This window comes from Cobetia sp. BL01, assembly GCF_056493605.1.
Genome location: NZ_JBVBEE010000003.1, coordinates 310,132 through 336,167, shown reverse-complemented (window position 1 = coordinate 336,167; position 26,036 = coordinate 310,132). Strand labels below are relative to the sequence as shown.

Annotated in this window: 24 protein-coding genes; 18 read left to right on the top strand and 6 right to left on the bottom strand. The window is 62.6% G+C overall.

What is annotated here, in order from left to right; translation table 11 throughout:
* Positions 1 to 59: 59 nt before the first annotated feature.
* From rbsC to rbsD, 3 genes are read right to left on the bottom strand one after another with little or no spacing between them, the layout of a single operon-like run.
* On the bottom strand, positions 60 to 1,037 hold the full coding sequence (gene rbsC / locus ACZYGA_RS07765; protein WP_404625644.1) for a ribose ABC transporter permease: 978 nt from the start codon (positions 1,035 to 1,037) through the stop codon (positions 60 to 62).
* Complete coding sequence (locus tag ACZYGA_RS07760) at positions 1,037 to 2,677, bottom strand: sugar ABC transporter ATP-binding protein (protein WP_479398746.1); 1,641 nt, start codon at positions 2,675 to 2,677, stop codon at positions 1,037 to 1,039. The genes rbsC and ACZYGA_RS07760 overlap by 1 nt, the downstream gene beginning before the upstream one ends.
* Entirely contained in the window at positions 2,677 to 3,096 is a 420-nt protein-coding gene (rbsD, locus tag ACZYGA_RS07755) for a D-ribose pyranase (protein WP_136937754.1), read from the bottom strand. The genes ACZYGA_RS07760 and rbsD overlap by 1 nt, the downstream gene beginning before the upstream one ends.
* A 339-nt stretch (positions 3,097 to 3,435) precedes the next feature.
* On the opposite strand from rbsD, the gene fliD reads away from it, so the two are divergent.
* The 18 genes from fliD (at position 3,436) to ACZYGA_RS07665 (ending at position 23,772) form a co-directional block, all read left to right on the top strand.
* Positions 3,436 to 4,872, top strand: coding sequence for a flagellar filament capping protein FliD (gene fliD, locus ACZYGA_RS07750; protein WP_404625642.1), 1,437 nt, complete (start codon positions 3,436 to 3,438; stop codon positions 4,870 to 4,872).
* Between the two features lie 90 nt (positions 4,873 to 4,962).
* The gene (fliS, locus tag ACZYGA_RS07745; RefSeq protein WP_404625640.1) at positions 4,963 to 5,364 is read left to right on the top strand and encodes a flagellar export chaperone FliS; all 402 of its coding nucleotides are present in this window, start codon (positions 4,963 to 4,965) and stop codon (positions 5,362 to 5,364) included.
* Positions 5,361 to 5,711, top strand: coding sequence for a flagellar protein FliT (locus ACZYGA_RS07740; RefSeq protein ID WP_404625638.1), 351 nt, complete (start codon positions 5,361 to 5,363; stop codon positions 5,709 to 5,711). Before fliS ends, ACZYGA_RS07740 begins: the two co-directional genes overlap by 4 nt.
* Positions 5,712 to 5,820: 109 nt before the next feature.
* The gene (locus ACZYGA_RS07735; protein ID WP_404625636.1) at positions 5,821 to 7,380 is read left to right on the top strand and encodes a hypothetical protein; all 1,560 of its coding nucleotides are present in this window, start codon (positions 5,821 to 5,823) and stop codon (positions 7,378 to 7,380) included.
* A gap of 784 nt (positions 7,381 to 8,164) precedes the next feature.
* Positions 8,165 to 8,497, top strand: a complete 333-nt coding sequence (gene flhD, locus ACZYGA_RS07730; protein WP_077376174.1) for a flagellar transcriptional regulator FlhD — start codon at positions 8,165 to 8,167, stop codon at positions 8,495 to 8,497.
* Positions 8,494 to 9,057 (top strand): flagellar transcriptional regulator FlhC, encoded by a 564-nt coding sequence (gene flhC / locus ACZYGA_RS07725; protein WP_136937757.1) that lies wholly within the window; start codon positions 8,494 to 8,496, stop codon positions 9,055 to 9,057. Before flhD ends, flhC begins: the two co-directional genes overlap by 4 nt.
* A 234-nt stretch (positions 9,058 to 9,291) precedes the next feature.
* Positions 9,292 to 10,161, top strand: coding sequence for a flagellar motor stator protein MotA (motA, locus tag ACZYGA_RS07720; protein ID WP_077376180.1), 870 nt, complete (start codon positions 9,292 to 9,294; stop codon positions 10,159 to 10,161).
* 53 nt (positions 10,162 to 10,214) lie between these two features.
* Positions 10,215 to 11,156, top strand: coding sequence for a flagellar motor protein MotB (gene motB, locus ACZYGA_RS07715; protein ID WP_404625634.1), 942 nt, complete (start codon positions 10,215 to 10,217; stop codon positions 11,154 to 11,156).
* Positions 11,157 to 11,243: 87 nt separating this feature from the next.
* Positions 11,244 to 13,361, top strand: coding sequence for a chemotaxis protein CheA (gene cheA / locus ACZYGA_RS07710; RefSeq protein ID WP_404625632.1), 2,118 nt, complete (start codon positions 11,244 to 11,246; stop codon positions 13,359 to 13,361).
* 54 nt (positions 13,362 to 13,415) lie between these two features.
* Positions 13,416 to 13,949 (top strand): chemotaxis protein CheW, encoded by a 534-nt coding sequence (locus ACZYGA_RS07705; RefSeq protein WP_136937760.1) that lies wholly within the window; start codon positions 13,416 to 13,418, stop codon positions 13,947 to 13,949.
* A 188-nt stretch (positions 13,950 to 14,137) separates the two neighbouring features.
* Positions 14,138 to 15,946: a methyl-accepting chemotaxis protein gene (locus ACZYGA_RS07700; RefSeq protein ID WP_404625630.1), complete on the top strand. Its 1,809-nt coding sequence runs from the start codon at positions 14,138 to 14,140 to the stop codon at positions 15,944 to 15,946.
* 77 nt (positions 15,947 to 16,023) lie between these two features.
* Entirely contained in the window at positions 16,024 to 16,890 is an 867-nt protein-coding gene (locus ACZYGA_RS07695; protein WP_077376196.1) for a CheR family methyltransferase, read from the top strand.
* A gap of 160 nt (positions 16,891 to 17,050) precedes the next feature.
* A complete protein-coding gene (locus tag ACZYGA_RS07690; protein ID WP_404625628.1) occupies positions 17,051 to 18,328 on the top strand; it encodes a protein-glutamate methylesterase/protein-glutamine glutaminase in 1,278 nt (425 codons plus the stop codon).
* 194 nt (positions 18,329 to 18,522) lie between these two features.
* Positions 18,523 to 18,912 carry a chemotaxis response regulator CheY gene (cheY, locus tag ACZYGA_RS07685; RefSeq protein WP_077376199.1) on the top strand — a complete coding sequence of 130 codons (390 nt, stop codon included), beginning with the start codon at positions 18,523 to 18,525 and terminating at the stop codon, positions 18,910 to 18,912.
* Positions 18,913 to 19,012: 100 nt separating this feature from the next.
* Positions 19,013 to 19,660, top strand: coding sequence for a protein phosphatase CheZ (gene cheZ / locus ACZYGA_RS07680; RefSeq protein WP_136938390.1), 648 nt, complete (start codon positions 19,013 to 19,015; stop codon positions 19,658 to 19,660).
* 128 nt (positions 19,661 to 19,788) lie between these two features.
* Positions 19,789 to 21,102, top strand: coding sequence for a flagellar biosynthesis protein FlhB (gene flhB / locus ACZYGA_RS07675; protein WP_404625626.1), 1,314 nt, complete (start codon positions 19,789 to 19,791; stop codon positions 21,100 to 21,102).
* Positions 21,099 to 23,195, top strand: a complete 2,097-nt coding sequence (flhA, locus tag ACZYGA_RS07670; protein ID WP_077376204.1) for a flagellar biosynthesis protein FlhA — start codon at positions 21,099 to 21,101, stop codon at positions 23,193 to 23,195. The genes flhB and flhA overlap by 4 nt, the downstream gene beginning before the upstream one ends.
* 139 nt (positions 23,196 to 23,334) lie before the next feature.
* A complete protein-coding gene (locus ACZYGA_RS07665; protein ID WP_479398745.1) occupies positions 23,335 to 23,772 on the top strand; it encodes a flagellar protein FlhE in 438 nt (145 codons plus the stop codon).
* Positions 23,773 to 23,976: 204 nt separating this feature from the next.
* Here ACZYGA_RS07665 and ACZYGA_RS07660 read toward each other — a convergent pair whose 3' ends face one another.
* The 3 genes from ACZYGA_RS07660 to flgA all read right to left on the bottom strand — a co-directional run bounded on the left by ACZYGA_RS07660 (position 23,977) and on the right by flgA (position 25,694).
* Positions 23,977 to 24,450 (bottom strand): flagella synthesis protein FlgN, encoded by a 474-nt coding sequence (locus ACZYGA_RS07660; protein ID WP_404625622.1) that lies wholly within the window; start codon positions 24,448 to 24,450, stop codon positions 23,977 to 23,979.
* On the bottom strand, positions 24,447 to 24,719 hold the full coding sequence (gene flgM / locus ACZYGA_RS07655) for a flagellar biosynthesis anti-sigma factor FlgM (protein WP_404625620.1): 273 nt from the start codon (positions 24,717 to 24,719) through the stop codon (positions 24,447 to 24,449). Before flgM ends, ACZYGA_RS07660 begins: the two co-directional genes overlap by 4 nt.
* 198 nt (positions 24,720 to 24,917) lie before the next feature.
* Complete coding sequence (flgA, locus tag ACZYGA_RS07650) at positions 24,918 to 25,694, bottom strand: flagellar basal body P-ring formation chaperone FlgA (RefSeq protein ID WP_404625619.1); 777 nt, start codon at positions 25,692 to 25,694, stop codon at positions 24,918 to 24,920.
* Positions 25,695 to 26,036 lie beyond the last annotated feature (342 nt).

The window sequence follows — 26,036 nt, the reverse complement described above, 5'->3', positions numbered from 1 at the left end:
CGAGGGTCTTCGATGCTGCCGGGAATGAAATCGCAAGCGTCTTTCGCGCGCGTTCGAGACTATTTATGGGCGCGGCTGTCGATCAGTACCGCGAGCAGGATGACGGCGCCCTTGGCGATCATCTGGAAGTAGCTTGAAACCCCCATGATGTTCAGCGCGTTGTTCAAGACCCCGATCACCAGTGCGCCGATCAAGGTGCCGAAGATGCGGCCTCGACCACCCATCAGGCTGGTGCCCCCGATGACGACGGCCGCGATGGCGTCGAGTTCGTATCCGGTGCCGGCATTCGGCTGTGCCGAACCCAGACGGGCGGCCAGGATGGCACCCGCCAGTGCCGCGAAGGCACCCGCGATGGCGTAGACGCTGATCTTGATGCGATTGACGTTGATGCCGGACAGGCGTGCCACCTTCTCGCCACCGCCGACCGCATAGACGTGACGGCCGAAGCGGGTGTGATGCAGCACGCCCCAGCACAGCACATAGACGAAGAACATCATGTAGATGGGAATCGGGACGCCCATCCAGTAGCCGCCGCCCAGGTTCCAGAAGCTGTCGGCGGCTTCACTGACGCCGATGGAGACCGGGCGACCATCGGTGTAGACCAGCGTCGCGCCGCGCAGCACCGTCATCGCCACCAGGGTGACGATGAAGGCCTGGATGCGTCCGAAGGCGACGAACAGACCCGAGACTGCGCCCAGTGCGGCACCGGCGATGATGGTGCCGGGCACGCTCAGCCACGGTGACAGGCCGGCGGCGGTCATCGAGGCGGCGAAGGCGCCGGTCAGTGCCAGTACCGCACCCACTGACAGGTCGATACCGGCGGTGAGAATGACGAAGGTCACGCCCATGGCGATGATGGCGTTGATGCTGGTCTGGCGCAGCACGTTGAGCAGGTTGTCGGCAGACAGGAAGTTGTCGGACAGGCCGGCGCTGACGGCGATCAACAGTGCCAGCGCGATCAGTGCCTTGTTGTCGACCAGCAGGCGCATGATGTCGAGTCGACGGTCGCCGGCGGCGGAGGAAGTGGGAGTGGACATCAGTTCGGCATCTCGTGGGGGAAATCAGAAGACGTGTGTGGAGGGGTCGCCCGGGCGGCGCCAGTGCTGGCACTCAGCGGGCTCTCGAGACCGGAGGCGGCTGTCATGATCGCTTCCTGGGTGGCGTTCTCGCGGCTGAATTCACCGGAAATCCGGCCATCGGCCACCACGAGAATGCGATCCGCCAGACCCAGCAGCTCGGGCATCTCGGAGGAGATCAGCAGGATGCACTTGCCTTGACGCTTGAGCTCGTTGATCAGCAGGTAGATCTCGCGCTTGGCACCGACATCGACGCCGCGGGTCGGCTCATCGAGAATCACCAGCTCCGGTGCCGGCATCAGTGCCTTGGCCAGCGACACCTTCTGCTGATTGCCGCCGGACAGCGTATCGACCGCCTGGGCGGTATCGCTGATCTTGATCTGCATGCTCTTGACGAACTGCTCGACCGCGGCGGCTTCCTCGCCGTGACGAATGCGCCCCAGCGCACCGCAGAAGTTCGGCAGGGCACTGAGAGACATGTTGCTGGCCACCGAGTGCGCCAGAATAAGTCCTGACTGCTTGCGATCTTCCGGCACATAGACCAGGCCTGCCGCCAGTGCCGCGGCCGGCGAGGGGAACTGCCCGGACTGTCCGTTGAAGGTCACGCTTCCCGCCGCGATGCGGGTATCACCGCACAGCGCGCGTGCAAGCTCGGTGCGTCCTGCGCCCATCAGGCCGCCGAAGCCGAGCACCTCACCGCGGCGTGCCGAGAAGCTGATGCCATTGACGCCCGGCGCGTGAAGCTCCTTCACCTCCAGCATCACCTCGCCATCGGGACTGGCGGGCGTATAGGGATAGCGTTCGGCAAGTTCACGGCCGACCATCAGGCGAATCAAGCCATCCTCATCCAGTTCCGCCGTCGGCCCCTGGTGGATCATCTGGCCATCACGCAGCACGGCGACTTCATCGCACATGCTGAAGATCTCGTTGAGACGATGGGTGATCAGCACCAGTGAGCGTCCCTCACCGCGCAGCTCCGCGACCACCTCGGCCAGGATGTCCGTCTCGATGTCCGTCAGGGCATCGGTGGGCTCATCCATGATGATGATCTCGGCGTCAAGCGACAGGGCACGTGCGATCTCCACCATCTGCTGCTGACCGATGCTCAGTTCACTGACGGCGGTGCGTGAATCCAGTGTCTGGCGCAGGCGATCCAGCAGTTGGCGGGCATCGGCATGCAGGCGCTTCCAGTCGACGGTGCCAAGCGCAGTGCGTGGTTCACGCCCGAGGAAGATGTTCTCGCCGGCGGACAGGCCCGGCACCAGATTGAGTTCCTGGTGGATGATGGCGATGCGACTGTCCATGGCCTGGCGTGGGGTGGTGAAGATGACTTCCTCATCGCGGAGCCACAGGGTGCCGGCGTCATAGCGATACACGCCGGAGAGAATCTTCATCAGCGTCGACTTGCCTGCGCCGTTCTCGCCAGCCAGCGCATGTACGCGGCCGGCGCGCAGCGTCAGGTCGACGCCCTTGAGCACGCTGACCCCGGAGAAGCCCTTGTCGATGCCGCGCAATGCCATCAGCACGCGCGGGGCAGCGTCCTCATTGACCTTGGGCGCTTGCGGGGTCGGATGCGTGACATCTTGCGTCTGCATGCCCATCAAAAGGGAACTCCGCAATGCAGGATCAGATTGGCGTAGGGCGTGCACTCACCGGTGCGCACGATCACGCTGGCCTTGGGGAGTTCGGCCTTGAAGGCCTCGTGCTCGATCACATGGCGCTCAAGCGGCTTGGCGTCACGCTGCTCCAGTGAGGCCAGGCGGGTCGAGAGCGCGTCGTGAAGCTCCGGGCTCTTGAGCGCCAGCTCGCTGGCATGGGTCACGGCTTCGATGCACAGCTCTGCAAGCAGGGCGTCGAGCACCGGCAGCATGGCCGGCAGCCCGGGAATGACCGCCAGATCCACACAGGGGATATCGGCGGGAATCGGCAGGCCGGCATCGGCGATCACCAGGGTCTGGGTATGGCCGAGGCGAGCGATGTGCCCGCTGAGCGGCGCGTTGAGTAGGCCTTGTCGTTTCACGTCTCAGTCCTTGAATGAGGCAGGGGCGAGTCGATCCAGTCATTTACCTGACGGGTTCACCATGGGCGACAGTATGACGCGCAAACGTTTGCGGCGCGGTAGGCGAAACGTCGTAGCCCCTGTAGAGCGACTACTTTTTTGTAGTGGACGGCGCAGAAGGCGAGCGAGCGGGGGCGAGAATCGGTGATGAAGAAATGACGCCACGGGACTCAAGTGATTGCTGATGTGGCCGATAAATGCAGCAACCGGGACACAAATGCGTGTGGTATGCGTGCTTTTTCGCCCGATGGCGCTGCGAACGGCATGCCAGAATATCGCTAATGCTCAAGGGGAAGGCTTATGGCGACGATTTCATCGCTGGGGATAGGGTCAGGGCTTGACCTCAATGGCCTGCTGAGTGACCTGGAGAGCGCCGAGCGCCAGAAGCTCACGCCGATTGCCAACAAGCAGGCCAGCTACGAGGCGGAGCTGTCGGCCTGGGGAACGATCCAGAGCCGTCTGGAGTCGCTGGACACGGCGGCAGCGTCCCTGGCTGATCCCGATATCTATGCCGGCATGACGACCACCGCCAGTGGCAGTGGCGTCAGTGCCAGCGCCACCAATATCGCGGAGCCGGGCAGCTATTCGGTCTCGGTCTCCCAGCTGGCGCAGGCGCAGAGCCTGGCGACCGGGGGTCAGACCCATCGCGATGAGGCCATCGGGAGCGGGACGGCCACCACGCTGACGCTCTCGCTTGGAAGTCTCGGCAGTGACGATGGCTATGTGGCGGACGCCGAGCGCACCGCCGAGATCGTGATCGACTCCAGCAACAACAGTCTGGAAGGCATCCGAGATGCCATCAATGCGGCAGGGCTTGAGGTCAGCGCCTCCATCGTCAACGACGGCTCTGACTCGCCGTATCGTCTGGTGCTGACCTCCCGGGAGACCGGCAAGGACTCCGTCATCAGCCTGTCGACCAGCGGTGAAGAGCCGGCGCTGGAGGACCTGCTTGGCTTCGACCCCGCCGCGCCATCCGCGAGTCAGGTCGAGCAGGTGGTGGAGCCGCTGGATGCCAGCTTCAGTGTCAATGGCATCGTCATGCACAGCACCTCCAATGAGATCGACGATGCCGTGGATGGCCTCAGCCTCGTCTTGAGCGACGTGACCACGACACCGAGCACGGTGACGGTGGCCGAGAACCCGGACAAGGCGAGTTCGGCATTGCAGGCCTTCGTCACCGCTTACAACGAATTGCAGAAGACCATCGACAACTACACCGCCTTCAATGCCGATGAAGGCACGGCGGGCGAGTTGCTGGGCGATTCGACGCTGCGAACCATCGAGAGCCGGCTCACCTCGGCGCTGAATTTCACCAGTGAGGGGGACTTCTATGCGCTGTCCTCGCTGGGAGTCACTCGCACGGACGATGGCAAGCTTGAGTTCGACAGCGCCATGGTCGATGAGGCGGATGCCACGCAGCTGGCCGCCATGTCCGGCTTCTTCATCTCGGACAGCGAGGCGGGAAGCGTGGGCTTCGCAAGTCAGATGGCTGGCCTGCTGGATCAGGTGGTCGGCGATGACGGTACCCTCGAGAACACGACCGAAAGCATCGAAAGCTCGCTGGAAAGTCTCGAGAGTCAATACGAGCAGACCGAGACCACCATTGACGCCACCATCGAGCGCTACCGGGAACAGTTCACGGCGCTGGACATTCTAGTCGCCAATCTGACCTCGACCAGCGATTACCTGACGGGACAGCTGGAAACTCTGGAAAACAGCTGGAACCTGACCGACTAGCCGGCCAGGTGATCAAACGCTGCCATCCTACATCTGACATCAGGCTGTTGAAGGCCTTGAATACGCTATGAACAAAGGAAGACAAACGTCATGAGTCGCTATCGTGGGGCCAATGCCTACGCCCGTGTCGGTGTGGAATCCGGAGTCCTGTCTGCCAGTCCCCACCAGCTGATCGTGATGCTGTTCGAGGGAGTTGATCGCACCTTGGCCGCGGCCCGTCTGCAGATGGAGGCAGGCGATATCGTGGCCAAGGGACAATCTCTGACCAAGGCCATCAACATCATCACCGATGGGTTGCGTGCCTGTCTGGATCACGAGCAGGGAGCGGATGTCGCTGCCAACCTGGATCGGATGTATGACTACATTGCCCGCTTGCTGCTCCAGGCCAATCTGTCCAACAGTGTGGAGAAGCTGGATGAAGCGCGCCGTCTGCTCAGCGAACTGGGCGAGGCCTGGCGTCAGATCGCGGCTCACGACAAGGGACAGTCATGATCATGGAAATCGATGCGCTATCAGTGGATGAAGCGTCCGCTCTATGCGATGCGCTCTTCACTCAGATGTCCAACATGCTGGTGGCAGCGCGCGCAGGAGACTGGCCGGGTGTCATACAGGGTCAGACGCGCTATATCGAGCAGATGCAATCGCTGCGCATGCCGGATTCCGGCAGCGCGGAGGCTCGTGAGTATCTTGAGCGTCAGCTGAAGGGGCTGACGAGCATGGAGGCGGAGCTGACGACGCTGCTCAATGCGCGCAAGGCGCAGTTGCAGGAAGTGCTTGGCGATGTGGGGACTCGGCGCAAGCTGGCGCGCAGTTACGGACATCGCCAGCATCTCAGTTGAGTCGGTTCGGGCCGGATGAGGCCATTGGCAATGCCGAGCGTCATCATGGCCAGCCTGTCCAGCTCTGAGCGCCGCGCATGACACCACTACACCAGGGGGGGGGGCTGAGATGACGGGCATCACTCCCTTGATCGATGGGTTGCTCCACCAGGTGCTGGGCCGCACGGCCCAGCCACCCCCGGCGGCGGATTCGGGGACTGTCTTTCCGATAACGCGCACGCCGGGCCTTGCCGGTGGGGCTCAGCCCGACACCGACGTATCCCGCCGTTCGTCGGGTCTTGAGTCGCCGGCGGCCGCCGTGCAGCTGACGGATCGTGCCCATCTGATCTCTGATCTACTCGAGGCGTTGAGTCGCCTGCCTGCCGATACGTCTTCCGCTGTCAGCGGTATCAAGATGCCGGCAGGGATCTCCCTGCAGGAGTGGCTCGCGAGTGGCCGCCCATTGCCGGGGCTTGCCTACAAGATCGCCACGGCCACCCCGCACGTTCCTCTGGCTGCGGCATTGCGCCAGCAGATCAGTCAGAGCGGTCTCTTCTATGAGGCTGACCTGCTGGACTGGTATCAAGGACGGACCCCGCTTGCCGACCTCAGTGCTCATCCCCAGACCTCGACGGCCCGTCTGGATGCCTTGCTTGCCTGGCGTCAGGCGCTGCTGCTGACCCAGGCACGCTATCTGCCGGTCTCGGAGTCTCGGGTGTCGCCGCCGTGGGTGTCGACACGTCCGGATTCGGGGGTGGCGATACCCACGGCGCTGATGGCATACCCGGCACTTGCCTCGCGCAGGGAGCCTGCGACTCGCGAGTCACAGGCGGTGAGCGCCTACCGTGAGGGGATGCAGCACGCCAGCTCTGCGATCGCCACAGCTGTCGATGAGTGGGAGGGCGCTGACCCAGGCGTGCTTCAGCAGCAATTGCGTCTGGTGCTGGGGCAACCTCTCAACTGGCAGGGGCTGCTGTTGCCTGGATTGCATGCCTTCTTCAGCCTCTACTTTCCGCCGACTCCGCGACCGCGAGACATGGGGTCACGCAAGCAGGGGCCCCGAGAGGTCTTGCCTGTTGCCAGTGTGACGGCGTTGGCGGGGCAGGCGGACACTGAAGAGGAGGCCGTGGCCCAGTGGCGGGTCGTCATGACCTTCACGGCCGAGCAGGGAGCCGTGCTGGAGGCCACGCTTCTGTGGTATCAACTCGCATCGCCAGTGGCGCTTGTCGTGATATTGGAGTCACGGCATGGCGTTGCGCGGGATGCACTGCTCGAGAGCCTGCCTCAGGCATTGCATGCGTTTGCCCCTCGCGTTCACGTACGCCGCCCTGGTGAGGCAATGGGACCGCCGCGATACGCTGATGGCCCGGCAATGTCCGAGACCGCCAGTGGCAGCGAAGACGGGGCTGCCGACGTCGATATCCGCTCTCAGCCCCAAGAGCCCGCAGAGCGAGCATTCCCCTGCGGTCTGGCAAAATCCCTGGGCACGCGTCTTCAGCAGCACGCCACTGAAGTGGGGCTTCCCGTCCATGCCTCGCCAGAGCTGGTGGCGCTGCTTGCGCAGGGATTGCCTGCGCGTCGCACCATCCCCCAGGCGCTGTTTCAGTGCATCGTCGAGATTGCCCACCTCTGGTCACGCCAGGGGACGAGTGGTAAAGGGCCCAGGGCGGATGGGAGAGAAGCCCCCTGAGATCGTACGCAGGTCCTGGCGTGCATGGCATGCCGGTGGCTGCGCAGGACACCGGGATTCCTGAAATAACCGTGGGCAAGAACGCCTTTATAATTAGAATATTATAATTGTTTAAGTTTGATGCAGGGTAGGGCGTTATCGACGGTAACCCATTGTTGATCTGGATCAATAAATGCACTGGGAAACGTCCCGACAGACTCATCATCGTCCCAATGCCTGTTCAGCCGCCTGATCCTAAGTATGCGGATTGTCGGGCAGCCGCATCCTGCCCTGATCAAGCGTCATGTCAGGCCAGGAAGAGGGTGTGGGGTGATTGGCGCTATCCGACAATCCCGGTAATGCGATGGCAGGTCTATATGGCGCGTCATTTCATCAATCTGCAATACAAGGTTTGTTCAACCTTGCTCTCATGTTGTGACATTGCAAGAGGGTGGTCTGCTCTTTTTGGGATTAAGTTTCTCATCCATATGTTGCAGAATATTTTTATGGCGTACTTTTCGCATTATTTTGCAGGAGTTGCCTGCTTTTCGTGGTTTTTTTGAGCTGTTTCTTCCTGTCGATCACAGCGTTTGAAAAGGGTTGTTCAGGATAACGCTGGTTTGATCGCGATACTGGTATTAGAATCGCCAGTACATGAGGTGTTACTCAGGTAATGATTTTCATGTCCCGCAGAAACGAAATACCAGAAATGTAGGGTCACTACATCTAAATCATAAGGTCTGGCGATGGATCAGCCGTTTTCTTGTGTTGATCTCGATAAGATCAGGCTATTCAGGGAACCTTTATGTCTTCACTTCTCAACGACATCCAGAGTGTCAATCTCTCCTATCTTCTTCTCGTGCAGCGTTTGCTGGCCGAAGATGTCGATATGGCAAGGGTACGTCTTGGCCTCAGTCAGGAAATGGCAGATATATTGTCCGGGATGAGTGTCAGTCAGCTGGTATCGCTGTCTTCCTGCAATCAGTTGTTGTGTGAGTTGGCCCTGGATGATGCGGCTCAGCTCAAGGGAGTGCTTCAGGGGGGGCGCGACCAGGATTTCGGTGCCATGCACACGGCCATGTTGTTGAATGCACGTCAGGCGGGCTCGGTCACCCGCCTGGGCGGTGCTGGACAATGAGTCAGAAGAGTCTGGTGGATGAATTGCAGCAGCTGCAGCTGGCGGTCGAATTGATCGAGCTGGGGGCTCGTCTGCAGGTGCTCGAGACAGAGACGGAAATCAGTCGTGCGCGTCTGGTGAAGCTGTACAAGGAGGTGCGCGGCGTCTCCCCGCCCAAGGGCATGCTGCCGTTTTCCACGGATTGGTTCATGACTTGGCAGCCCAACCTGCACGCGTCCCTCTTCCATGGCTTCTATCGTCGCCTGCGCTCCCAGGGTGTGCCGCGCATGGATGCCTTCGTCAAGGCGTATCGCTTCTACCTCGAGCACGTGGGGGAGGAGGAGCCGGTACTGGCGCTGACCCGCGCCTGGACACTGGTGCGCTTCTTCGAGAGTGAACTGCTGGACCTGGCGACCTGCCAGACCTGTACCGGCCACTTCGTGATTCATGCCCATACCCCCTCGCATGATTACGTGTGCGGTATCTGCCAGCCGCCTTCCCGCGCCGGGAAGACAGCGGCGCGTCGCAAGGCTCGGGAGCAGGACATGCAGCGCGAGGCACTCGCGGTCAAGCTAGGCTGATGCGCCTCTTGGTCCCTTTGGTATCACGATAGAAAGGCTCGCCTCCCGGTGAGCCTTTTTTGTTGCCCTGAGTGCGGCAGCGGCGCGTCTCTGGCTGTGGGCGCTCTCACGTCTTGTGCCTGCTACGGCCGGCAAGGCAATGCGTGAACGTTTTCCCACATGACCCTCAAGACCTCCCTCGTGCGGCCGATAACCGTTGAGACGTGAGGTCGATCGCATGCCAAGGGGGTGGTTGTGTTGCTTTTCATAGGTTATCTGGTGGTGATCGGGTCGACCCTGGGTGGGTATCTGATGGTGGGGGGGCATCTGGCGGTGCTGATGCAGCCCGCTGAGCTGTTGATCATCTTCGGCTCGGCGGTAGGTGCCTTCCTGGCGGGCAACAATGGCAAGGCCATCAAGGCGACCGGCAAGGCGTTCTCCAGACTCAAGCGAACGCGCGGTTACAACAAGTCGTTGTACATGGAAGTCATCAGCCTGCTGTATCTGCTGCTTTCCAAGTCGCGCCAGCAGGGCATGCTGGCCATCGAGCAGGATATCGACAATCCCCAGGAGAGCGCGCTGTTCGCGGAGTATCCGCGCGTGCTGTCGGACCCGATTCTGATGAACTTCATCACGGATTATCTGCGCTTGATGGTCAGCGGCAACATGGACCCCTTCGAGCTGGAATCCCTGATGGAGCATGAGATCGAGACCTTCAAGCACGAGACCGAGATCCCGGTCCATTCGCTGTCTGCGGTGGCGGACGGACTGCCTGCCTTCGGGATCGTGGCTGCCGTCATGGGGGTCGTGCATGCGCTGGCCTCCGCGGATCAGGGCGCTGCTCAGCTTGGCGTCCTGATCGCCAATGCCATGGTCGGCACCTTCCTGGGGATTCTGCTGGCCTATGGGTTCGTGACGCCGGTGGCCAACAAGATCCAGCACGAAGTGCATGAGGCCGTGAAGATGATGCAGTGCATCCGCGTCATCCTGATGGCCTCGCTCAATGGCTATGCGCCGCAGATTTCCGTCGAGTTTGGCCGCAAGGCGCTGTTCACCGCCGAACGCCCCAGCTTCAATGAGCTGGAAGAACATGTTCGCGACATCAAGAACAAGGGAGCCGGCTGACATGAGCGCAAGCATCCCGACGACGGGGACGCCGAGACACGGGGAGACGGCGCATGAGTGAGACGCGCAGACCGATCGTCATCAAGCGACCCAAGATCGTGAAGGGCCATCACGGTGGCGGCTGGAAGATTGCCTACGCCGATTTCATGACGGCGATGATGGCCTTCTTTCTGGTGATGTGGGTGATTTCCAATGCCTCTGATGAGGACCTCAGGGAAATCTCCGACTATTTCGGTGCGCCGCTGGAAATCTCGCTGATGGGCGGTGATCGCAACTCCGCCTCCAGCAGTGCCATTCCCGGTGGGGGATTCATGGCCGAGGAAGTCCAGGGGGAGAAGGGCGCGGATGTCTCGCGCATGCAGCGTCAGGCACTGGCGGAAGAGGCGCGTTTCGCGGATATCCGTGACGAGATCGACAGCATCATGTCGCAGCAGATGCGTGAAGACCCATCGCTTGCTGAGCTACGCGAGCAGCTGCAGATCGAGCTGACCGCGGAAGGTCTGCGTATCCAGATCACGGACAGTGATCAGCATCCGATGTTTGCTCTTGGCAGCAAGCAGCCCTCGGCACAGCTTTCCCAACTGCTGTCCCTGCTGGCGCCGATTCTGGCGCGCCTGCCCAATCACCTGAGCATCACCGGACACACCGACAATCGTCCCTTTGTCGGTGAGGGAGGCTATGGCAACTGGGAGCTGTCCACTGATCGTGCCAATGTCGCGCGCCGAGTGCTGGTCGCGCATGGGCTGGCGGTCGATCGCATCGTGCGTGTCGTCGGAATGGGGTCACGCATCAGTCTGGACAGCCAGGACCCGCAGGCCGCCGTGAACCGACGCATCAGCCTGATGGTGCTCAGTCACACCGCCTATCGCGAAATCACTGACAGCAACGGGGTCAATCCGCGCCCGGCAGAGAACATCGATAGCCTCAGGGCGCGCCTCGAGCAGCTGGCAAGTCCCGGCGAGATTCGTGATGCCCGGACTGGGGTTGAGAGCTAGCCCTCAAAGCTGGTCATCAAAGCTAGCCCCCGAGAGCTGACCCCGAAAGACAGAAGGCAGGTCAACGGATGCCAACCGAGAGCGCACATGGACATCAGTGAATTTTACGACACCTTCTTCGAGGAGGCGCGGGAGCTGCTGGCGGAGATGGAAAAGCAGCTGCTGGCGCTGGATGTCGAGACCCCGGATGCCGAGCAGCTCAATGCGATCTTTCGTGCTGCCCACTCCATCAAGGGCGGCGCTGCGACCTTCGGCTTCAGCGTATTGCAAGAGACGACCCATCATCTCGAGAACCTGCTTGACCATGCGCGCCGTGGAGAACTTGTGCTGCGGGCGGCGCATATCGATCGCTTCCTGGAGACCAAGGACATGCTGGAAGATCAACTGGAAGCGTATCGCAATGCGCAGACGCCAGATCCGGAGGCCTATGCGCACATCGTCAGTGTGCTCAAGCAACTGGCCGAGGAGGAGATGCTCCAGCACGTGCCCGCCAGGGACGACTCATCTGAGAGCCAGCAGGGAGAGCCCGGTGCTGACGGAGAGCCTGGGGGTGAGCAGAGCGCGCCTCTCGCCGTCGATCCCGGCCCTGACGCGGTGCCGGGAGCCGAGGGAGAGCCGCGCATGCAGATCAGTCTCATGTTCGTGCCTGACCGTGACAGGGAGTTGCTGATCGAGGAGCTGGGCAATCTCGGGGAGGTACTTGGCGTCCAGGGAGATGAGCAGGTCTGCACCGTCGTTCTCGCCACCACCGTGGCTGCCGACGACATCGAAGCCGTGCTGTGCTTCGTGATCGAGCCTGAGCAGATTCTCATCGAACCGCTGTCTGACGTGGCGCCCTCGGCTGGATCATGCCGTCTTTCGGTACAGGCGGTAAAGGTGATGCCGGCCGTGGAGGTGCCCGACCCGGTCCGCCACCCCATGGAAGTCCTCGAGTCACCGACTGAGCCAGCGGATCGCCGTCAATCACGTGGACGGCGTGCCACGGATGTCCCGCAGGAGCAAGGGTCGATTCGGGTGGGGGTCGACAAGGTGGATACCATCATCAATCTGGTGGGCGAGCTGATCATCACGCAGTCGATGCTCGAACAGACAGCCTGCGCCAGCTCGACACTGGATCAGGCGGCGCTGGTCAGTGGCATCAGCCAGCTGCAACGCAATGCGCGTGATCTGCAGGAAGCGGTCATGTCCGTGCGCATGATGCCGATGGATTATGTCTTCTCGCGTTTCCCGAGGCTGATCCGTGACCTTGCCGGACGACTCGGCAAGCAGGTCGAGCTGGTCAGTCATGGCCATGACACCGAGCTGGACAAGAGTCTGATCGAGCGGATCATCGACCCGCTGACCCATCTGGTGCGCAACAGTCTCGATCATGGCATTGAATTGCCTGACGTTCGCCAGGCTCAGGGCAAGTCCGCCCAGGGCATCCTGACGCTATCGGCGCGCCACCAGGGTGGCAACATCGTCATCGAGGTCATGGACGATGGCGCCGGGCTGGATCGCGCGCGCATTCTGGCCAAGGCGCGCAGCCACGGGATGGCGGTGGATGACGGCTTGAGCGATGACGAGGTCTGGCAGCTGATCTTCGCTCCGGGCTTCTCCACCGCACAGCAGGTCAGTGATGTCTCCGGGCGGGGCGTGGGGATGGATGTGGTCAAGCGCAACATCCAGGCGATGGGTGGGCATGTCGAGCTTGCGTCGCGCAAGGGCAGCGGCACCACGACGCGGATCGTGCTCCCGCTGACGTTGGCGATTCTGGAAGGCATGGCCATTCGCGCCGGCGAGGAGATCTATATTCTGCCGCTGTCCGCGGTGGTGGAATCCCTGCAGCCGACGAGTGACATGCTGTTCAGCATGGTGGGGAGTGACCGGCTGCTCAAGGTGCGCGAAGAGTATCTCGGCCTGGTGGCCTTGCATGAGGTTTTCGACGTGCCGGGTGCCAGAACACGGCCTGAAGAGGGCATCGTGGTCGTGGTGCAAGGCAAGGGGCGCCAATATGCTTTGCTGGTCGATGAACTGATCGGGCAGCAACAGGTCGTGGTCAAGAATCTGGAGAAGAACTATCGCAAGGTGCCTGGCGTGTCCTCGGCGACCATTCTGGGAGATGGGCGTGTGTCCCTGATCCTGGATGTCCATGACCTGCATCGGCTCGGACGCCAGGGCGGGCAGCTGGCGGCACGTCAGGACGGCGCGCTGGCGCTGGCCTGACGTCCATCACGTTTCATCGGCGGGTGACGCCAACTTCACTGACAGGATATCAGCATGACGAGCACACGGTTTTCGAGCACCCAGCACTCAGATGTCGGTCTGGCGCAGGATCACGCCAGCAGCGCCAGTGACGGCGGCCAGTATCTGGTGTTCAGCCTTGGCGAGGAGCATTATGCCGTCGATATCCTCAAGGTCCAGGAGATCCGCGGTTACGAGAATGTCACGCGTATCGCCAATGCGCCGGCCTTCATCAAGGGCGTGACCAATCTGCGTGGTGTCATCGTACCGATCGTCGATCTGCGTCTGAAATTCAATCTCGGGGCAGCCGAGTACACCGCACAGACCGTCGTGATCGTGATCAACCTCGGGGCGCGTGTGGTGGGCATCGTCGTGGATGGTGTCTCGGACGTGATCAGCCTCGCGGCAGACCAGCTGCTGCCGCCGCCTGAATTCGGAGCACGCCTGAAAAGTGACTTCCTCGCAGGACTGGCGACGGTCAATGAACACATGCTGTTGATCATGGACATCGAACGCATGATGACCAGCGAGGAAATGGCCTTGATGGACCCTGAGACCGCAGTGGTCTGATTCCTCCCCGGTGTTCACTCAAGCCGCTCACACGACAGACGCTTGTGGTCTGTCGGAGGCGGGCGGGCCTTGCGAGACGAGATTCAAGTTTCGGTGGCGTCGGCCGATAGTGACTGGCAGAGGCAGGCGGGAATGTCCAGGGAAGTGGTGCAGCTATCGAAGGTTCGTCGCGAGGGCAATGAAGGGATATGCGAAACAATCAGCCGGTGACTGCCAGGGAATATCCCATTGGCGAGCATGATTATCTGATTTCCAGAACGGATCTTCAGGGGCGAATTACCTACGCCAACTCGGTGTTCATCGAGGTCAGTGGTTTCACGCGCGATGAGTTGATCGGCGCGCCGCACAATCTGGTGCGGCACCCGCAAATGCCCGAGGCGGCCTTCGAGAATCTCTGGTCCACCCTGAAGAGTGGCAAGAACTGGCAGGGGCTGGTCAAGAACCGACGCAAGGATGGCGACTTCTATTGGGTGGATGCCTGCGTCACGCCGTTGATGGAAAACGGCGAGGTGATGGGGTTTGCCTCGGTACGGGTCAAGGCCAGCCGTGAGCAGATCGAGCGTGCCGAGCGTGCCTATCGGGCCATGGAGGCGGGTGAGGGTGGCTATCGTCTGTTGCGCGGACAGATCATCAGCACCGGTGTGTCGGGCATCTTCCGGCGATTTACGCGGTGGCGACTGGCACGCCGTATCGCGTCATTGGTGTTGCTGCCGGTCGGGGCGAGCCTCGTGTTGGGCATTTCAGCGCTGGAACTGCTGGAATCGAGTCATGTGCATTCCCAGACATTGGCGGCAGAGCTCAAAGGTCAGCTGGCCGGTGCAGCCGGGGGTCTGGAGAGAATACAGGCGCTGGAAGCCCGGCAGCATGCCCAGCAGACCCGGCTGCAACTCGCGCAGTGGTTGGTGGCTAGTGGGCTTGGCATCACCGTGCTGCTGACCTGCCTGCTTGGGGTTCATACCTATCAGCGCCTGGTACGCCCTCTGAGACGCACGCTGGATTTCGCACGCCAGGTGGCGGCCGGCAACCTATCCCAATCGATGGTGCTGGAGGGCAGTGATGAGGTGGCACGGCTGGTCCAGTCACTGGACAGCATGCGCAAGTCGCTGGTGGGGATCGTCAGTGAGGTCAATGCCGGGATCAGTATCGTGCGACCGGCCGCGACGGATATCAGCCACGGCAATCAGGATTTCTCGTCCCGCGTCGAACAGCAGGCCGCTTCGCTTGAGGAAACGGCTGCCAGCATGGAGCAGATGACCGGCACGGTCCGCCAGAACGCCGACAATGCCAGCCAGGCATCGCGTCTGGCCGACCAGACCACCCGTGCCTCCCGCGAGGGGGACGAGGCGATGCAGGCCGTAGTCGAACGCATGCAAGGCATCACCGCCACTTCGCGACAGATGGCTGACATCATCAAGGTCATCGATTCGATCGCCTTCCAGACCAACCTGCTGGCACTCAATGCCTCGGTGGAAGCGGCGAGAGCCGGAGAGCATGGGCGCGGATTCGCCGTCGTGGCCGGTGAGGTGCGCAACCTTGCCTCACGCAGTGCCGAGGCGGCTCGTCAGATCAAGTCGCTGATCGACACGACTCAACGCGAGATTCATGCAGGCGGCACCCGTGTCGATGAGGCACGTGCCACCATGGTGGACATCGTGGCGGGCATTTCGCGCGTCAATGATCTGATCGCCGAAATCTCCGCGGCCTCGCGGGAACAATCCGGCGGGATCGAGCAGATCAACATGGCCATCAACGAGATGGAGCAGGCGACACAGCAGAACGCCCAGCGCGTTCAGAGCAGCGCCCATCTCGCGCAGGACCTGGAGGGCTCGGTGGCCGGGCTGTCGCATGCCGTCAACGTGTTTCGCTTCGGTGGCGAAGGGCGTGAGCGCGTGCCAGCGCGCTCGCCATCCGTGCCGATAGAGGCGGCCCGTGACAGCGTCCGGTCAGCTGACCCTGCGGGACATGATCAGGGCGGCGATCAGTGGAAAAGCTTCTAGGTTTCGCTCCCCACTCAGGCAAAGGTGTCTCCCGAGTCCCTGCGCAGGAGGCTGGAGGGCTTGCGCGTGATCTGGAGATGACGGAAGACGATTTTGCCCGAATCGCGCGTCTGATCTATCAGCGAGCGGGCATCGTGCTGGCGCGTCACAAGCGCGAGATGGTCTACAGCCGGCTGTCTCGCCGACTGCGGCTGCATGGGCTCACCCGTTTCAGCGATTATCTGGCGATGCTGGAAGGCGGTCGCGCGTCCGGAGCCAAGGATGAATGGCCAGCCTTCATCAACGCGCTGACGACCAATCTCACCGCCTTTTTCCGCGAGCCTCATCACTTCACCCTGCTGAGTCATTTCCTCGAGCAACGCCTGCAGGCGCGAGGGGGCAAGTTGCGCATCTGGTGTGCGGCGGCCTCTACGGGCGAAGAGCCCTATTCGATCGCGATGGTACTGCGTGAGGTGCTCGGCGCTGCGGCGGACCAGGTGGAGCTGATCGCCACGGATATCGACACCGATGCCCTCAACGAGGCCGAAGCCGGGGTCTATCCCCTCGAGCGCATCGCCAAGCTGGGGGATGAGCGCTGCAAGCGCTTCTTGCTGCGCGGCAGCGGTCGCCGAGAGGGGCTGGTCCGAGTCAAACCCGAGATTCGACGTCTGGTGCGTTATCGCCAGCTGAATCTGCTTGATGCTCAGTGGGGGCTGGGCAATGGATTTGACGCGATCTTCTGTCGCAACGTCATGATCTATTTCGACAAGGCGACGCAATCGCGCCTGCTGGATCGCTTTGCCTTGATGCTCAAGCCGGATGGACTGCTGTTCGCCGGCCATTCCGAGAACTTCTCCTGGCTCAATGACGCCTTCACGCTGCGCGGCCAGACCGTCTATACCCTGTCGGAACGCAAGCGTGCGGAGATCTTCACGCACGACGGAAAGCCCCTGTCCAGCGGCTGAGAGCATGTCTCGGCATGCGTAGGTGGGCATCGGTCCACGATCGGCGTTGCCCGAGGGGCGCATGAGCATTCATCAACGATTCGTCATCATTGCCAGGCGTGGTTGTGCGAGGCGATTCACCACCGCTGGCCTACTCGATAGACCGCCCGGGAGTCACAGGATGTACAAGCGAACCTCATCATCGACCTCGCATGGCGCAATGTCCGGTCGCCATGAACTCGACAGCGGCGATGCGGCGGCCGGCGCCCTGGCGGACGGTTCCTTGAGCAGCGCGGTGCCGATTCGTGTGCTGTGTGTCGACGATTCCGCACTGATCCGCGAGCTGATGAGCGAGATCATCAATGCGCAGCCAGACATGGAGGTGGTCGCCAGTGCGCCGGACCCGCTGGTGGCCAGAGACCTGATCAAGCGTCACGACCCGGATGTCCTGACCCTGGATGTGGAAATGCCGCGCATGGACGGTCTCGAGTTTCTGGAGCGCCTGATGCGCCTGCGGCCGATGCCGGTCGTGATGGTCTCGTCGCTGACCGAACGCGGTGGCGAAATCACCCTGCGTGCCCTGGAGCTCGGAGCCGTGGATTTCGTGTCCAAGCCGCGCCTGGGGATTCGGGGTGGCATGCTGGAATATGCCGATGTGATCGCCGACAAGATTCGTGCCGCAGCCCAGGCTCGGGTCCGCCCCATGACACCGTGCGCTGTTCGACAACCCGCTCGACAATCGTCAGCTTCGTCTGCTCGACAAGTGCCTGCGCCGATGGATGCCGCCCATGTCGCGCCCGCACAGGGCAGTCACGCATCTGACGCCAGAGCGGCGCGCGCTCGTGGTGCGGGTCGTCCGCTGCTTTCAAGCGAGAAGCTGATCGTGCTGGGTGCCTCGACGGGCGGCACCGAGGCCATCCGTGCCGTGCTAGAACCGCTGCCCGCCGATGCGCCGGCGGTTCTGATCACTCAGCACATGCCGCCGGGGTTCACGCGTTCCTTTGCCCAGCGCCTCGATGGCCTCTGCCGCATTGCCGTCAAGGAGGCGGAGCACGGAGAGCGCGTGCTGCCCGGCCATGCCTACATCGCCCCCGGTGATTCCCATATGACGCTCGCGCGCAGTGGCGCCAACTATGTGATCGCGCTGGATCAGCGTCCGCCGGTCAACCGTCATCGTCCTTCGGTGGACGTGCTGTTCGAGTCGGTGGCACGGATAGCCGGACGCAATGCGCAGGGCGTGATACTCACGGGCATGGGCCGTGATGGCGCTCAAGGACTGCTGCTGATGCGTCAGGCAGGGGCACATACCCTCGCGCAGGATGAGCAGAGTTGCGTGGTCTACGGCATGCCTCGTGAGGCAGATGCGCTGGGTGCGGCGGAGGTGGTGCTGCCTCTGACGCGAATCAGTGCCCACCTCCTGGCCCAGACCCAGCTTTCGGGGCGCTCGCAGCGTGTCTGAGCCCGTCAGCGAATCCCCGGGGATTCACGGTAAAGTTTGCGCGCGCGGGGTCGATAAGTGACTGACAGGACGGCATTGGCAGCCTAGAGGGTGGTCGGGTCGCAAGGCTTGCGAGGCGGATGCACCCGGCGTCGTGACCCTTGGCGGGCGCCCCTTCACGTTCACTTGTTCACTTACAGAGAGTCTGACCACTGATGGCTGACACATCCCTGCGTATTCTCGTCGTCGACGATTTTCCCACCATGCGTCGTATCGTGCGCAACCTGCTCAAGGAGCTGGGATTCACCAATGTAGAGGAAGCCGAAGATGGTCAGCAGGCGCTGGAAGCCTTGCGCCAGGGAAGCTATGGGCTGGTGATCTCGGACTGGAACATGCCGAATCTGGATGGCCTGCAGATGCTCAGGCAGATCCGCGCCAGTGAGGCATTGGCCAGCTTGCCCGTGCTGATGGTGACGGCAGAAGCCAAGAAGGAAAACATCATCGCTGCCGCCCAGGCGGGGGCCAGTGGTTATGTGGTCAAGCCGTTCACGGCAGCGGTGCTGGAAGAGAAACTGGCCAAGGTCTTCGAGAAGCACGGCCTCTAGACGACTGTGCGGTCGTCGACTGATGGCCGCCGGCCAGGAGAAAGGCATGAGCAATCCCGAACAGATGTCGGTATCCCCGGCCACGCAATCCGAGTTGCCGATGCAGCCCGCTGACAGTGATGGCACGCCGGAGACTGGCGAAGAGCTGATTCAGCGTATCGGACGTTTGACCCGCATGTTGCGTGACAACATGCGGGAATTGGGTCTGGACCGTGAGATAGAGCGTGCGGCGGAGGCCATCCCCGATGCACGGGATCGCCTCAATTACGTGGCCAGCACCACGGAAAAGGCCGCGGATCGTGCGCTGAACGCCTGCGAACGTGCCCAGCCACTGCAGGATGCCCTGGCGAGTCATGCCCAGGGGCTGAGCGCTCGCTGGGATGCCTGGTATGCGCAACCCGTGGCGCTGGATCAAGCGCGCGAGCTGGTGGTGGATACCCGCGCCTATCTGTCTGCGGTCCCCGAGCAGGCTGCGGCCACCAATGCGCAATTGCTCGAGATCATGATGGCTCAGGACTTTCAGGATCTGACCGGGCAGGTGATCAAGCGCATGATGGACGTGATTCAACAGATCGAACAGCAGCTGCTGCAGCTGTTGATCGACAACTCTCCCGAGGCGCATGCCCGTACGGCACGCCGGGTCAGCGGGAGTTCGCTGTTGAACGGGCCTCAGGTGAAGGCAGGAGGACCCGATGTGGTCCAGGGGCAGGATGAAGTCGATGATCTGCTCGATAGCCTCGGCTTTTGACGCAGCGAGTGACGACATGAGTCCGAGTCGATTTTCGGCGTTATTCCGCGCTTTGATCCTGACGTCGGGAGGCACAATGGCGGGCATGATTCCCGGGCATTGGTCGCCTGACGGCAGTGGAGCGGCAGGTGTCCGACGAGCAGAGCAGTGACGACAAGACGGAAGAGGCGTCGCCTCACCGTCTGCAGAAGGCCCGCGAGGAAGGGCAGGTGCCACGCTCGCGCGAGCTGGCGACCTTCCTGTTGCTGGGCGGTGGCGCCGGCGCGTTGTGGCTGTATGCCGGTGTGCTGGGCGATACCCTGGAGCGCATCCTGGGCCAGGCTTTCGGTTTCGATCGCACGCTGGCACTGGATAGTCGCGTCATGCTCGCCAATGCCTTGATGCTGGGGCAGGAGGCCTTGATCGCCCTGTTGCCGCTGTTTGCGTTGCTGGTCGTGCTGGCGCTTGTCGGGCCTATTCTGCTGGGCGGCTGGATGTTCTCCACCAAGTCGCTGGCTCCCTCGCTTGGCAAACTCAACCCGGTCAAGGGCATCGGGCGGATGTTCTCGAGTCAGGCCCTGGCCGAACTGGCCAAGACGATTGCCAAGTCGCTGCTGGTCGGTGGGGTGGTGGTGCTGTATCTGCATGCGCAGCGCCAGGAGTTGATGGCCTTGATGCTGATGCCGCTGGACAACGCGCTGGCGGATGCCTTGACGCTCGTGGCGCGATGCACGGCGCTGGCGGTCGTGATGCTGATCGTGCCGACCCTGATGGACGTCCCCTATCAGCTGTGGAGCCATGCCAAGAAGCTGCGCATGAGTCTCGAAGAGATCAAGCGTGAGCACAAGGAGACGGATGGTGACCCTCAGGTCAAGGCGCGCATTCGTCAGCAGCAGCAGGCAATGGCGCGGGCACGCATGATGACGGAGGTGCCGCGAGCGGACGTCATCGTCACCAATCCGACCCATTTCGCGGTGGCGTTGGTCTATCGCGAGTCGGACATGCGCGCGCCACGCGTGGTGGCCAAGGGACGGGATCAGGTGGCGCTGCGCATTCGCGAGCTCGGGGAGGCGCATGCCGTGCCGGTCCTGAATGCTCCGCCATTGGCGCGTGCCCTGCATGCCCACGTCGAGCTCGAGCAGGAAATCCCCCTTGCCCTCTATCAGGTGATCGCCGAGGTGCTCGCCTGGGCCATGCGCTTGAAGCGCGCCCGAGACCACGGGGGGCTTCGGCCGCGTGATCCCGAGGGCCTCGAGGTGCCGCAGGACCTGCAGGTCCCGCCGGAGGCGCAAGCTCACACGGGGGGCGCTGACGAATCCCCGAACGCTGACGCCGGTGACATCGACGCCGGTGGCACCGATGCCGACGAAGACGATTCCGTCAGCACGCCGCCAGCGACACCATCCTCTTCCAGGCCGCGCGATCCGCGTGCGTCTTCACCGCCAGACGAGCCGTTTGCATGAATGCTCTCTTGTCATTGCTGGATCGCATGGGTCTCGGCACGCCAGGTCAGATGAAGGTGCTGGCGGGCCCCATGCTGATCATGATGATCCTCTCGATGATGGTGCTGCCGCTGGCGCCCTTCATTCTGGATCTGCTGTTCACCTTCAACATCGCGCTGTCGATCATGATTCTGATGGTCAGCATGTTCGCTCAGAAGCCGCTGGATTTCTCGGCATTTCCCGCCGTGCTGCTGTTCTCGACCCTGTTGCGGCTCTCGCTCAACGTGGCCTCGACACGCGTCGTGCTGCTTGAGGGACACAACGGCGGAGACGCTGCCGGCAAGGTCATCGAAGCCTTCGGACAGTTCCTGGTCGGCGGCAACTTTGCCGTGGGGCTGGTGGTGTTCTCGATTCTGGTGATCATCAACTTCATGGTCATCACCAAGGGCGCGGGGCGTATCGCCGAGGTCGGCGCGCGCTTCACGCTGGATGCGATGCCCGGCAAGCAGATGGCGATCGATGCCGATCTCAATGCGGGCCTCATCGGTGAGGACCAGGCGCGTGAGCGGCGTCGCGAAGTGGCCGAGGAATCCGACTTCTTCGGCTCGATGGACGGCGCGAGCAAGTTCGTGCGCGGTGATGCCGTGGCGGGGCTCGTGATCATGGTGGTCAACATCATCGGTGGCTTGATCATCGGTGTCGGACAGCATGGGCTGAGCATGGATGAGGCAGCCCGCACCTACACGCTGCTGACCATCGGTGATGGTCTGGTGGCCCAGATTCCCTCGCTGGTGATCTCCACCGCGGCCGGGGTCATGGTCTCGCGGGTCAACACCAATGAGGATGTTGGCCAGCAGATGATCGGCCAGCTGTTCATGAGTTCTCAGGTACTGTGGCTGGCAGCCGGTGTGATGGGGCTGTTGGGGCTGGTACCCGGAATGCCCAATCTGGTGTTCATCTTCTTCACCGTGATGCTGGGAGCGCTGGCCTGGTGGGCCGGGCGCCGTGAACGCCAAGAAGGCGAGGCATCAGCGCAGGAGCAGGCGCCTGCGCCAGCCGCGGCGGTTCAGGAGGTCAGTGAGGCCAGCTGGGATGATGTGCGACTGGTGGAGCCGCTGGCGATGGAAGTCGGCCATCGGCTGATCGCCATGGTGGATGTGCGCCAGGGCGGTGAGCTGCTGTCGCGCATCAAGGGAGTGCGTCGCAAGTACGCCCAGGATATCGGTTTCCTGCCGCCGGTGGTGCATATTCGCGACAACCTCGAACTTGGGCCGAATCACTATGTCATCAGCCTCAAGGGCGCCGAGGTCGGGCGGGGCGAGGCGTATCCGGGGCGTTGGCTGGCGATCAATCCCGGCAAGGTCTCGGGCAAGTTGCCGGGCGTGGCCACCACCGAGCCGGCCTTCGGGTTGGCAGCGGTCTGGATCGAGCCGGACACCCGAGAGCAGGCCCAGGTCTACGGCTATACCGTGGTGGATACCGCCACGGTGATCACCACGCACCTCAATCATCTGATGTCACGCCATGCCTCGCAGTTGCTGGGCCGCAGTGAAGTCAGCAAGTTGCTGGAAAAACTCGGGCCGCAGGACGGGGGGCTGGTGGAGGAAGTCGTGCCGGCGCTGGTCAGCCAGGGCACCTTGCAGCGCATTCTGCACACCCTGCTCGATGAGGAGGTGTCCATTCGCGATCTGCGCAGCATTCTGGAGGCACTGGCCGAGCACGCACCCCGCACCCAGGACCCGGCAGAGCTGACGGCCATGGTGCGGGTGGCGCTGGGACGTGCGATTACCCAGTACTGGTTCGGCGCGGAACGCGTGCTGCGGGTGATCGGTCTCGAGGCTCAGCTGGAACAGGTATTGATGCAGGCGCTGGGCAACGGCAACGCCCTGGAGCCCGGACTTGCCGATACGCTGATGCAACATGCCGAGAGTGCCGTGACGGCTCAGGATGCGCAGGGAGATCCTTGCGTGCTGGTGGTGGGGCATTCCCTGCGCCCGCTGCTCTCGCGGTTCCTGCGTCGGCGTTTCAAGCATCTGGCAGTGCTGTCTCAGGCGGAAATCCCCGACGACAGAGAGTTGCGCGTCACACGGATGATCGGCGGGCGTGCCGCCTGAAGGGAGTCAGGTGGGCGGCGCTCGTCCGCAAGGCCCCATCAATGAATGAGTCATCGTCAAGGAGTCAGACGTGTTTCACCCTTTTTCTTTCCTGCTTCGCCCAGATACGGAATCGGCGACGTGGCGGCCGGGGCGGCGGGTGCCGCTGGTGATGGCCGCAGCGGTGCTGCTGGGGGCGCTCGGTGCTGTGCCACCGGTACAGGCGGGCAGTGCCGCCGTCATGATGAGCGTGGAGTCAGTGACCATTCGTGAGCGGGGCGAATGGTATACCCGCAGGTTGGCAATCGGCCCTGCGGTACGTGATTCGGGGCTGATGGCGCCTGAAAGGACGCGTGTCGGGGCGATCCACTGGCGCTACCATCTGCCCTCGGCGCCCGGGGAATGGCAGGTCATGCTGTGTCAGGCATCGCATTGCGCGCTGCTGGACGCGCGACGTGGAAAGCTGACATTGCCGGAGACCATTCTCGCCACGGCGCCGTTCTCTCTGCGGGTCTATCGCAACGGTCGTGGAGTGCTGGCGCCCGCGGCGCAGCTGGAAGACATCCAGCTGGTGCTGGAGGTGGAGAGTCTGGGCTGAGCGTTCGCGCCCTGCGCCCATGCGTGGTAGCTACCCACGGCAGGCATCCGCCAGTCATGCAGGCGGTCAGAATTTCGGCCCGGTCATTGACAGGGCCTTGTCGTTTTCATGGGCGGTGAAAGCCGCAAGGACAGTGAGAACGGCAAGGAGGCAAGTAACGGGCGTCGAGGGACTGCATGACAAGGGAGAGCGCGACGCGGGCGATTACGCCGAGACGTTCAGCCGTGCAGGCGCAGCGCCGGGGCGGCCATCGGCACCATAGTGACCGGGTGCCCGCTCATGCAGGCTGTCGAGAATCCGACTGTGCAGCGCCATGCGCTGGCGGATCAGATCCCCGCTCAGGCGATTGCGCGCCTGGGCGCGGCGAGTGAGGGTGACCAGTTGCCACCACGTTTGCGCCAGCAGCGGCTGTCCGGCCAGTGCCGTCTGCAGTTCCAGCGGGTCATTGGAGAGACCTGACTGCGCAAGCCAGTCACGTCGGCGAGTTTCCAGCGCCTCAAGTCGGCCGGCGTTGGCCAGCTTGGCCTGGCGTATCTCATCCAGTGCGCTGGTCTGGGGCTGGCGCTCTCCCAACAGTCGCTGTTCCTGCTCCAGCAGGGCGATGAAGTGCTTCAGCTCATGCTCGAGGCCATGAAAGATCGCCTCGAGCTCAAGGGGGGAAGCGGTCGCGAGGGTCATGCGTCACCCTCGAAGGCGTCGATCAGACCCTGAGCGATGCGATCGACATCGATCTTGATGCTGCCATCGGCGATGGCCTGCTTGAGGCTGTCCACGCGTGCCTGGTCGATATCCTGTCCGGCATCGATGCTGCTGCTCGACAACTCGACCTGGGTGGAGTCGCCGGGGGTTGACGTGGTGGGCGTCGTCTCCTGGCTTGCCTGCGGGCGCAGCTCACGGGTGCCGTGAGTCTCACTGCGCTGCAGGGGGCCGCCGTGTTCGATCTTCATGGCCTGTCCTCTGTGATGATGGGCGTCCGCTTCAGCTGATGAGAGGCGGACGTGTCGCGGTGCCTTTGCGAGCGCAGGCATCCATCCTGCACTCCAATCGAGTATCGGCGGCTGGCGAGCCAGCTTTAGCCTCGATGAGTCATCTGGGACGTCGGGTACCAGAGTCATCGTGTTCGTGAGCGAGGTGGACGCATCGGCTCAGGGGGCGACCAGACGCTGACCGATCACTCGAGCGCGCACCCAGTGGCCGGGCGAAAGCTCGATGCGGATGCGGTCATCCAGCGCACCGGGCTCCAGAGCCCGCGCGCTGCGCTGCATGCTGAAGCCCTTGCCATCCACCTGATAGGTCAGCGTATCCCCGAAGTTCACCAGCGGGATGGCTTGCACACTACTGTCGCGGATGACGTCCCCCGCTCGCAAGCGGCGGCGAGTGGAAAATCCTGCCAGTTGCCCGGTTTGCGCGAAACCCTCGCCGCGCAGCTTGCCGAGTGCCGTCAGCCGCGGGCGCAGCATCTGTGCGGTCAGGGGGGTTCCGCTTGCCAGTGCTCGGGCGGCGCTCATGCGCCAGTCAAAGCGTTCCAGGCGCAGACTCAGCAGGTGTTGTTGGCCATCGGAACATGCCAGTTGCAGGCGCTTGAGGCCCGGTGACAGGCGGTCATGGCCATCTGGATAGGCGCTGAGCGTCGCCGGTATGCAGTCAGTCAGGCGTGCCGGAAGACGTCGAACTTCCAGTTGCACGCCCGGCTCGTCGGGCGGGCCGAGCGGGGCATCCTTGGGCAGGCGTATCGTGACGGTGTCGCCTTCGGGGGTGGCGAAGAACGCCTGCAGCTGGTGACGCAACGCCTGCTCAGGTGTCGGTGCCGGCGACGAGGAGGGCGCGGCATGGGCGGTCGGCACGCACAGTCCCCACCCGACGAGCAGGGCGAGTCCTGCGCTGCGCCAGTGGGAGGCTGTAGTTGCTGAAGTCGGCGTCATGCTCTCTCTCATGTCGTGATCGGATTGCCCCGCCGAGCTGTTCTTGGCTGGAGGGCCTGCCGTCGACGGTGTCTGCTGTCGGGGATCGGCATCGGCCATTGGCCATTGGGCATTGGCTATCTGTCATCGGCCATCGGCCATCGGCATGCAAACCGAGCGTGACACGATTGTATGACGCCCACCGATCGGGCATTACCAGAAATAGCCCCGATAAAGGGGCTTGTTCCTACCTTCATCCTCGCGCCGGCTGACTATTCTCATTCCTGCTTGAGTCAAGCTCCCCGATGGTGAGCTGATCAATGGACATCACCCATGGCCGACACGCCAGGGTGCAAGGCCGGG